This is a genomic window from Flagellimonas onchidii (assembly GCF_004804315.1).
Lineage (GTDB): Bacteria > Bacteroidota > Bacteroidia > Flavobacteriales > Flavobacteriaceae > Flagellimonas > Flagellimonas onchidii.
Genome location: NZ_SRXX01000006.1, coordinates 221957 through 231448, shown reverse-complemented (window position 1 = coordinate 231448; position 9492 = coordinate 221957). Strand labels below are relative to the sequence as shown.

General features: G+C 39.9%; 6 protein-coding genes and 2 pseudogenes. 4 read left to right on the top strand and 4 right to left on the bottom strand.

Going from position 1 to position 9492, the window contains the following annotated elements; translation table 11 throughout:
* Positions 1-124 (top strand): annotated as a pseudogene (locus tag E4661_RS19400) (IS1595-like element ISIse1 family transposase); the annotation flags it as partial.
* Positions 125-390: 266 nt separating this feature from the next.
* On the opposite strand, the pseudogene E4661_RS08790 reads toward E4661_RS19400, so the two are convergent.
* The 4 genes and pseudogenes from E4661_RS08790 to E4661_RS08775 all read right to left on the bottom strand — a co-directional run.
* A pseudogene (locus E4661_RS08790) lies at positions 391-1068 on the bottom strand (RagB/SusD family nutrient uptake outer membrane protein); the annotation flags it as partial.
* A gap of 15 nt (positions 1069-1083) precedes the next feature.
* On the bottom strand, positions 1084-2070 hold the full coding sequence (locus E4661_RS08785) for a RagB/SusD family nutrient uptake outer membrane protein (RefSeq protein WP_136466458.1): 987 nt from the start codon (positions 2068-2070) through the stop codon (positions 1084-1086).
* A gap of 11 nt (positions 2071-2081) precedes the next feature.
* Positions 2082-5504 (bottom strand): SusC/RagA family TonB-linked outer membrane protein, encoded by a 3423-nt coding sequence (locus tag E4661_RS08780; RefSeq protein ID WP_168796350.1) that lies wholly within the window; start codon positions 5502-5504, stop codon positions 2082-2084.
* Between the two features lie 175 nt (positions 5505-5679).
* Positions 5680-6834 carry a FecR family protein gene (locus tag E4661_RS08775; RefSeq protein WP_136466456.1) on the bottom strand — a complete coding sequence of 385 codons (1155 nt, stop codon included), beginning with the start codon at positions 6832-6834 and terminating at the stop codon, positions 5680-5682.
* Positions 6835-6945: 111 nt separating this feature from the next.
* Here E4661_RS08775 and E4661_RS08770 point away from each other — a divergent pair, with 111 nt between their 5' ends.
* From E4661_RS08770 to E4661_RS08760, 3 genes are all read left to right on the top strand, one after another.
* A complete protein-coding gene (locus tag E4661_RS08770) occupies positions 6946-7515 on the top strand; it encodes an RNA polymerase sigma factor (protein ID WP_240751439.1) in 570 nt (189 codons plus the stop codon).
* Positions 7516-7589: 74 nt separating this feature from the next.
* Positions 7590-8738, top strand: coding sequence for a 3-keto-alpha-glucoside-1,2-lyase-like domain-containing protein (locus E4661_RS08765; RefSeq protein ID WP_136466455.1), 1149 nt, complete (start codon positions 7590-7592; stop codon positions 8736-8738).
* Position 8739: 1 nt separating this feature from the next.
* Positions 8740-9492, top strand: a complete 753-nt coding sequence (locus tag E4661_RS08760; protein ID WP_136466454.1) for a ThuA domain-containing protein — start codon at positions 8740-8742, stop codon at positions 9490-9492.

The window sequence follows — 9492 nt, the reverse complement described above, 5'->3', positions numbered from 1 at the left end:
AATGCACAAAAACACATTTTACCTACACCTCAAAGAAACAGAGTTCAGATATAATTATAGAAACGAAAATTTATATAAATTCATCATACATAACCTAAGAAACAACCCTCTTAAGTTGTCATGACTCTAAAATTATTATATTTTTAATCTTAGCGGATTTAAGGGGCACTTACAGGTACTATTTTTTAAAGGAACTTTTACGCAAGAAGCCTTCAAAATTCATTTGGAACTATCTGGTCAAATTATGGAAATAATCCATAGCACGAAAATCCGTTTACGACCTTTGGTGATTTACTACCCTCCATATCAAAAAAAGAGGCTGTTCTAAAGATTGAACAGCCTCAAAAGCATAATAAAACAAACTAACTCAACTTATTTTGTGCCAAAACATTACCAGCCAGGGTTTTGTCCTAGATTAGGATTTATCTGCAACTCATCCAATGGAAGAGGCGACAAATAGTTCTTATCTTCCCAATTTCTATTACCAGCTGGATCAACTATTACAAAGCCATCTGGGTTTACGTCCAAATCAACGCCAGCAGTATAAACATTATTTGGTTCTGTTGTCTCAAATTCAGTTCCCACAAATTTGACTCCCAACAAATCCACAGGAAGCAGGTTTTCAGCCTCTTTCCATCTCCTTAAGTCGTCAAATCTAAAACCTTCATAGGCCAATTCGACCGTACGCTCCCTTCGTATTTCGGCACGCATGTCCAACCCGTTTCCACTAACTAAAATATTGCTCAAATGGGTTACGCCCACTCTGTCCCTAAGCATATTTATGGTTCTATCCAAGTCAGCATCGGAAATGGAGCCATCCCTTTCATATAAGGCTTCTGCCAAATTTAAAAGTACTTCGGCATAACGCATTACCGGAAAATTAATAAAGCATTGACCTTGCTGGCATTGTAAAACATCTGAAAAATATTTTCTTGTTCTATAACCGCTTCTTGTGTTTGGTTGTCCACTTGCTCCGGCGATAAATGGGTCCACAATAAAAGTGTCTCCCAACCAACTTTGCTCTGTTCCAGGTACAAATATAGTATTGTTCATGCGCGGATCACGATTTTCAAACTCAGATGCTTACGTATCATATCCCTCGAACAATGGGGACACGCTAATGGGCAAGCCATCTGTGCACACATACATATCGGCCAACTGTTTTGTTGGTGAGTTTATTCCCTCATTGGTCCAGCGTGTTATGTTACTGAATACGTTTAGGTCTTCATCATATCTTCTTGATAAGATAATTTCGGAACTTTCATCTCCATCCAAAAACAGTTTACGATAACTTTCCGTTGTACCATCTGCTGTATACAGTTCATACTCTCCAGAACTGATGATTTCTTCCGCAGCAGAAATCGCAGCATTCAAGTAAGCATTGGGATCCCCAGTACCATGGAATTTGGCCCAAGTACCCTCAAACAATCCTGCACGCACTTTTAATGCCCTAGCAGCACCTTTGCTTATACGACCTGTTTCTGTAGCGGAAATAGCGTTTTGTTCAGGTAAATTGGCTATGGCCCAGTCCAAATCGGCCATTACAAAGGCCATTACCTCGCTCCTTGGAGATCGAGGAGCCTGTAGTTCCTCTGAATCAATATCTAGCACCTTGGTTATCAAGGGGACATCACCATAACCTCCTACCAAGCCCAAATAGGCCCAAGCTCTAAAAAATCGAGCTTCACCGGCATAACGTGCGGTCTCACTCTGGATGTCCGTGGCTAATTCATAATTCTCTATCAATCTGGAAGTCCCTCTAATTGTGGTATAGGCATTGTCATATCCTCCATCATTTTGAGGTACAATACCATTACCAGAACTGGTTGTATTTTGACCAAAGTCCGAAGCGATGTCAGCATTCAAATCTATAAAACCATTGTTATTGGCAGGGATGCTCGCATAAAAAGCATTCGCCGCTTTTTCAAAGTCACTCTGAGTTTTCCAAAAGGAGGCATCCGATATGGTATCCAATGGAGTTAGATCCAAGGTTTTGGTGCAGCCCAAAACAACCATGGAAACCAATATTGCAACAATCCGATTACTATTCTTTATTATAACTTTCTTCATCTCTCAATTTTTTAAAAATTAACCGTTATACCAACAGAATATCGTTTCTGGTAAGGGTAAAAATCAGCTCCTCCATCGGTATTTTCGGCATCATACCCACCGTCTAAATGGTCAAAAGTGAACAGGTCTTCCCCACTAAAGAACAACCGAATTTTTTCAATTCCAATGTCAGTAAGCAAATCCTGTGGTAAGGTATATCCCAAAGTAATATTCTTTACCCTTAGGTAAGCTCCATTTACTATGGTATTCTCTGTAAACTGATCATAGTTCCAAAATCGCTGAGGGCCAGTTGTTACCCTAGGATACCTTGCATTAGGTCTATCTGACGACCAAGTATTATTATAAAACCTTCTTAAAGGAGTCCACCAAGGTTGAGTGAACGGAAATCTCCTGTCATCCGTATAAAAAATGGTCCTTTCTGCAACCCCTTGCATAAAAACACTCAAATCGAATCCTTTGTAGCTGGCACCCAAATTGAATGAATATTGGTATCTAGGAGCGTTGGTGCCATAAGAAACGATGTCGGCATCATTGCCATCTTCATCGACTGTTGATATACGGCCGTCACCATTCAAATCCTTGTATCGTGCATCCCCAATTTCAAGATTTCCGGGAACGCCATCCAATTCTTTGTAAGCATCCACCTCATCCTGAGTGGTCAATATGCCGTCCCAAACGTATCCAAACCAAGTGTTCTGGGAATAACCTTCTCTATTTCCGTTCAACCCAATACGAACTGTATTGTTACCGTCCAAATTGGTCAAAGTATTCTGCGAATCACTCAAAATACCGGTAATGGAATAAGAGAAACCTGAAGCCAACTTATCCGCCCATGTCAGGGTGAGTTCAAAACCCTTGGTTTCCAATGCCCCAATATTCAGATCGGGTGGGTTTCCACCTAAGACAGAAGACTCCACTACGCCCAACAACATATTGTCATTTTTTCTCTGGAACCAATCAAAAGCACCAGAAAATCTGGAGTTGAACAAGGCAAAATCGATACCGATATTGGTCGTCTTTAAATCTTCCCAAGTCCTATTGCTCGTAACCAAACCTCTTTCCACAGCTGCCTGGGGTTGTGCCGTACCATCGCCAAAAGGATAGTTAAAGTTGCCATCATTCACCAAGGCTATATAATCGTACAGATTGATGTCATCGCCATCGTCAAAGCTATCGTCCAGACTTTGGTTACCTGTAACACCATGACTTACCCTAAACTTAAGATTGTCAAAGAAGTTCAGCTTTTTGATGAAGTCCTCTTCCGAGGCCCTCCATGCAAAAGATCCCCCAAAGAAATTTCCCCAACGCTGTTCTGGTGAGAACACTGAGGTACCATCCCTTCTGTAATTCCCCTCGAGAATATATCTATCCTTGAGGATGTAAGTCCCTCTGGCAAAAAATGATCTTATGGCCCAGTGCGCCCTCTGTTCTCCTATTTGTGCCAGGGCAGGGTCTCCTTGACCCAAAGTGGTAATTGCTGTTTGGGTCAATCCACGGTCCGTTGCAAAAAAACCGCCAAATTCCCTCTGCTCATGGCTAGCACCTGCAGTAAGATTAACATTGTGATCGCCAAAGGTTTTTGCATAGTCAAGATATCCCGTTAGGTTCATATAGTTACTAAAGCCATACGAACGGGCGGAGGTTCTCAAATTCGGCGCAAGGCCAGCCGAGGTATCATCATAATTGTATCTGGGCACAATATCTCCAAAACGATCAAAGTCCGATTTATTGCGATTAAGGGCCAATTGACCGTGCGCTTTTAGGCCGTCAAAAATCTCATATTCCCCCTGCAAGTTGAAACGTATTTCCTCTTCAACATTGGTCCGAATACCTATATCTTTGTCCGCTAGTTGGCGAGGGTTTCCAAAACCAAATTGGGTAAGGTATTGACCGGACTGTGTACGTAAGGGGTGCCATAAAAACATCCTGTTCAATAGATTAAAAATTGTCTCATTACCATAAGCGGGATTTTCATCCTTTTTACTGGTATAACTGATGTTACTATTAATCTTAAATCTATCCGAAAGATCAAAATCATAGTTCAAACGCATGTTAAAGCGTCTGGAATTGTTAAAGGCATCTTTAATGATTCCCTCAGAATCAACAAATCCAAAGGAGGCATTGTACGCAGATCTTTCGCCACCACCTCTAATATTGATATTATGGTTGTGTTGGATAGAACTCTTTTTATAAATAAGGTTTTCCCAACCAGTTTCTGTATAGTTCAATATTGGGGATTGTCCGTTATTGTTTTTCCACTCGACAGGGTGGCCGGCATCAATCTTGACCAAAGCGTCCTCCAAAGTGTTATTGCCCACGGCCGGAGCAAAAAAGGCGGGATTAGCGCCTGCATTGGTTTTGGCTTCCCAGTCAAATATGACCCATTCCCTCAAGCTTACACGATCAAGTAAATTTGCAGGTCTATTGATACTTACGTTGGAGGTATACTCCACTTCAAGTTTTTGGTTTCTACTACCCGATTTTGTGGTAATCAAAACCACACCACCGGCAGCTCTTGCACCATATATGGCAGCAGAGGCATCTTTCAATACAGAAACGGAGGCAATATCATTAGGGTTGATTAGGTTAATGTCACCTTCCACCCCATTGATAAGCACCAAGGGTTCATTGCCGCTGTTTAATGAGGAAAGTCCCCGCACATTTAACTGATAATTTTCATTACCTGGCTGGCCACTGCTACGGGTTATGGTCAAACCCGCCACAGCTCCCTGCAATCCGTTAAGGGCATTGGTAATCGGTCTATCTTCCAAGATTTCACCATCTATCTGGGCAACGGCACCGGCAACTGTTTTTCTTGTTTGACGTCCGTAACCGACGACTACGACCTCATCCAACCCTGCGGCGTCCTCAATAAGAGTAACTGAGATATTTGTTTGTCCCCCAAGAGGTATTTCTTTGGTGGCAAAGCCCAAATAGGAAATGACCAAGGTTGCATTTTCATCCGCAACAGAAATAGCGAAGTTCCCATCAAAATCGGTCTGAATTCCATTTGTGGTACCTTTTTCAACAACGTTGGCACCCGCTAATGGAATTCCATCTTGATCAGTGATTGTGCCATTTACCTGATATTGAATTTCCACTTTTGGGCTTGGGACTTTTTTTACAACTTTTCTTTTTACCTGGATAGTCTTGTTTGCGGTAAATTCATAATCGAGCCCATTCGGTGAAAGTGTTTGGTTCAATAAATGACTCGTCTTGATGACTCCTTTTTTAAATTGAATTGCTGATGCATTTTTGAGCAGCGCATTTTTATAAATGAACTTGTAATCAGTTTGTTTATGAATCAGCTTCAACACTTTTTTGACCGTCATCGTAACATTATTGTCTATAATAATGTCGACATCTTGAGAAAAACTCTTACCTGGACTTAGCCCGAACATGACTGTACAGCATAGAAAGATAAAGGCTTTCATAATTAATTTTAGAAAGACTTTCCTATAACATAGGAAATAGCTTCCAATAAATTTAATTTCCATAAATTAGTGGTTTGGTTAAATAATTAGTTTAATTAATCAGAACTAAGGGAAAGGGGCCTCTCATTTGCAGTGCAGTGGTCTTTTCCCTCTTTTTTTAGTTGTTTGTTTTACTTCATTTTATTACTATCATTTTATTGGTTATTTCACATACAATCTCTCCGTCTCCAGTCGCTTCAATATGTTCTAGAATATTTTCCACCGAGCTGGTCCGTTCCAAAATACCCGTAAACAAAAAATCTTTATCATTGGCAGATTCGAAAACCACTTCCACATCATACCATCTTGATAAAGTTTTCATTATCCTGCCCAAGGATTCATCTTCAAATGAAAAAAGATTCCTTCGCCAAGATATTTCATGGAAAACATCTATCACTTGGACATCAATACCTCCCAGTCCTTTTTGAATTCTTGATTGTTGGCTCGGTTTTAATCTCTTTTTATGACCTTGAGCAGTAGCTACGTCAACTCCACCTTCAACCAAAGTGGTGGTAATTATATCTTCATCATTATAGGCTCTTATATTGAATTCCGTTCCTAGTACATTTACTTCTTGGTTTTTGGTAAGCACAACAAATGGAGCGTCGTCGTGCAAAGCACTTGGGGATACCTTAAAAAAGGCTTCTCCATAAAGCAGCTCAACCTTACGCGATTCGGTATTGGTGAAACTGACAGGATATTTAAGTTGGGTGTCGGAATTTAGCCATACCTCACTGCCATCTGGCAATTGTACATGAAATTGCCCACCTCTTGGTATTGTCAAATAATTGTACGCCGGTTTTTCCCTTCCATCGTTTTTAGAATAAACAAGTTTTTTACCGTTCCCGCTTACTTTTTCCGATTCATAACTTTTTCCTTCCTCAAGAACCACCTGATTTCCATTTTCCAAAGTGAGGACCGCTTTATCCGTTCCAGGTTGTATTTGTTGGGTCATGACTGTACCGGGATCCATGGGCTGTGTATCCCAATCCTTTGACTTTATAAAGGAAACTGCTACAATGAGCAGAATTGATGCCGCAACTGCTAACTTAGTATAAATTGCGACCCTTTTTTTGGCAATATCTTTTTTTATGTTTTTTCTGACGTTCTTTTTGGCTTTTTCTAAATCGTAGTCCTTCATACCCAATGCAATCAAATAATGGATTTTTACCATTTGATCAAATAGATTAACAGCTTTACCTTTTTTAAGGCTTTGTTTAAATTCTTCCAGTTCTTGGACATTGGCTTCCTTTCCAAGAAATTTTGCAATAAGCCTAAATTTTTTGTCCATTTCCTTTATACATTATATTAGTATTACGTGTATTATTTTCATATTCCTAGGTTTTCCACCAATTTTTTTTACATTTCCCTAACTTTTAATTAAAAATATCATTAATAAGAGGTGGGAGATGATTTTTTTTTGGCGCAACAGTTAAAATCTGGAAAGGTTGAGGCTTATGATTTTTTAATGGATTCTTTTTACCAAAAATTATGTGCCTATGCGTATACATTGGTACAAGATCATAGCAAAACAGAGGACATAGTGCAAAACGTTTTTGTTCGTCTTTGGATTAATAGAAAGGGTATAAATCCAAATCTTTCAATCAAGAACTTTCTATACAAATCTGTCTACAACGAATTTGTTGACCAGTATAGGAAGGAGAGAGATGTTACCTATTTGGAAAAGGAATATTTTGAAAGATTGGAAAAAGTGGTTCTTGATGAATCTGAAGATATCACTCCACTTATTGGAATGGTCAATTCTGAAATTGAAAATTTACCCCCGAAATGCAAACAGGTGTTTTTACTAAACAAAAAAGAAGGATTGACACATATTGAAATTTCCAAATACCTAAATATTTCAATTAAAACAGTTGATTGGCATATCACTCAAGCGTTCAAAATCCTTAGAGAAAAATTGAATTCCGAAACTAAGGAGTCTGTGTTGTTTCTGTTGTTCGGGTTTAGATGAAAAAATAGGTTCAGACGTAACCAAACTTTTTGGCCCAGTTTTAAAGAAGCTTATCAAAAACAAAAAAAAAGAATATGAGATATTTAAGTACAATGGCATGTTTTGCACTACTTCTGTTGAGTGTTAGTAGTGCCCTTTCACAAAACCTTATTAAAAACAGTAGTTTTGAAAATGGAGACACCTCTTGGCAAGCTAAGGGCGATAAGATGGAACGCCACCACCAAAGTATACTGGGCGCACGGCCCTACGATGGCAAATATTATGCCGAACTAGCTAGTGATAGCGGTTACAAACTGTCACAAAAGGTAAACGTAACACCAGGTCAACTGTATCATATTTCGTTTTATGCCCAAGCACGCCCCGGAGTAGAAGTTCGAGAAAGTCATTTTACCTTTTCCGCTGGTACGCTTCAATTGAAGCTGCAACCAAAACTTGGTATTTGGGAGCAATATGTTTATACCCTTCGCGCTGCGGAAAATACGCTTACCATTGCTTTTGAAGACACCCATTACGGTCATAAAGGCATAGGTGCCATGATAGATGAAGTAGCAGTAATTCCTGTAAGTCCCGAAGGATTCCAATCCATTTTTGATGGTGAAACCCTCAACGGTTGGAAAACCTATGCCAGTGAAACCGACAAAAAGAAAAACTACTGGAAATTAGAAAACGGTACTATCACCGGAAGCACCGTAGGCAATAAAAACCACGGAGCTGTATGGTTTTTCTATGAAGAAGAACTCACCGATTTCGAATTAAAGCTCACGTTTCAAACACCACGCAAGCTGTCGGGAAATGGAGGTGTTCAAGTAAGGAGTCGTTATTATGAAGGTGGTGACATAGACGGCCCCCAGATAGACATTCATCCTCCGGCACCATTCCGTACCGGATTGCTCTACGATGAATCGGACGAATACAATCGCTGGCTATCTCCAAGTTTACCCGATTGGAACATCACCCCTGAACAAGGCAAAAACAGGGCTGCCTACTATTATGCGGATGATACACCAGAATGGAATCACCTTCATGTCATATGTAAAGGCTCCCAGATTACCGTTATACTTAATGGCGTAGTGACTACCGATTATGATGGTAAGGGCATTTTAGATGATGCCATTCACCAAAAACAAAATGTGGGAATGAAAGGAAAAATTGGCTTACAAATACATGCAGGAGATGAATTTCATATCCGCTTCAGAGATATTCTCCTTAAAAAATTAGATTAATATGCAAGCACTAAAAAAATATACCCTCATTATAGGATTGATACTAGTTAGTAGCAATGCACTTTTTGCACAAAACCGCTATTACGATTTTCGTGAACGAACCCCCGAAAATAAAGTACATATTCTTTATTTAGGAGGCGGTAGTTGGCATGACTTATTAGGGGTAGCTGATATTTTAAGACGATTTTTAGAAATACGCCATGAATACCACACCACGTACACCGAAGACCTTGGGGTACTTGCTAGGTCATTAGATGTCTATGATGTTATCCTCATTAACGGTATGCCAGATAAGATGAGTGAAGCTCAACTAAAAGGTCTGGAAGAAGCTGTAAAAAACGGAAAACCGTTATTGGGCTTGCATGCCGCTACCGCAGCTTTGCAACAGGACACTGAAGAAGACCGAAATCGCTACAATACCATATTAGGTGCTAATTTTACCAGTCATCCTCCCATACATACCTTTCCCGTAAAGGTGGCACAAGCAGACCATGCCATCACCAAAAACATAGGGAATTTCGAAATCTATGACGAAATGTATTTTTACAATACTGATATAGCTGGAAACAATGTATTGATAGAAGCCGAACACGAAGACAAAACAACCCCTATAGCCTGGACACGCCAATACGGAAAAGGCAAGGTGTTTTATACCTCATTGGGGCATGGCGTAGGAGCTGCCACCAACAAGCATTTTCAGCAATTGATACTTAATGGATTGTTGTGGTTGTTGGAAGAAAAGGAAAATAAGTAA

Excerpts from the sequence above, each read along its gene's own strand:
- E4661_RS08765 (WP_136466455.1), top strand. The coding sequence starts at position 7,590 with ATGAGATATTTAAGTACAATGGCATGTTTTGCACTACTTCTGTTGAGT.
- E4661_RS08785 (WP_136466458.1), bottom strand. The coding sequence starts at position 2,070 with ATGAAGAAAGTTATAATAAAGAATAGTAATCGGATTGTTGCAATATTG.
- E4661_RS08775 (WP_136466456.1), bottom strand. The coding sequence starts at position 6,834 with ATGGACAAAAAATTTAGGCTTATTGCAAAATTTCTTGGAAAGGAAGCC.
- E4661_RS08780 (WP_168796350.1), bottom strand. The coding sequence starts at position 5,504 with ATGAAAGCCTTTATCTTTCTATGCTGTACAGTCATGTTCGGGCTAAGT.
- E4661_RS08760 (WP_136466454.1), top strand. The coding sequence starts at position 8,740 with ATGCAAGCACTAAAAAAATATACCCTCATTATAGGATTGATACTAGTT.